General features: G+C 70.6%; 1 protein-coding gene. It reads right to left on the reverse strand.

The genetic code is table 11. The features are described from left to right. Window positions 1-555, reverse strand: a 555-nt coding sequence (locus G3I78_RS47265) for a UbiD family decarboxylase domain-containing protein (protein WP_203616499.1), incomplete at both ends; no start/stop codon positions are given.

The raw sequence follows: 555 nt of genomic DNA on the forward strand, positions 1-555 counted from the left end.
GCCGGCGAAGAGGTACTCGTCGAGGTGGCCGGGCAGCGGGGCGGTCGACGCGTACGTCACGGCCGGCGGGCAGCCGAAGGCGATCGCGACCGGGAGGCGCTCGCCGCGCTTGGCGGCCACCGCGTAGTGGTTGCGGCTGTCCTTGTGGATCTGCCAGTGCATGCCGATGGTGCGCTTGTCGTGGCGCTGGAGGCGGTAGAGGCCGAGGTTGCGCACGCCGGTCTCGGGGTGCTTGGTGTGGGTGAGGCCGAGGTTGAAGAAGGACCCGCCGTCCTTGGGCCAGGTGAAGAGGGCCGGGAGCCGGTCCAGGTCCACGTCGTCGCCGGTGAGGACGACCTCCTGGACGGGCGCGGACTCGCCCTTCACCTTCTTCGGCGGCACGTGGACCATCGAGCCGAGCTTGCCGAAGGCCTCGCGGACGCCGATGAAGCCCTGCGGGAGCTCCGGCTCGAGCAGGCCGCCGATCTTCTCGCTGATCTGGCCGTACGACTTGAGGCCGAGGGCCTTGAGGAGGCGGCGGTCCGTCCCGAAGACGTTCATGGCCAGCGGCATCGC

It is taken from the genome of Streptomyces sp. SID13726 (assembly GCF_010548375.1).
In the GTDB taxonomy this organism is placed as follows: Bacteria; Actinomycetota; Actinomycetes; order Streptomycetales; family Streptomycetaceae; genus Streptomyces.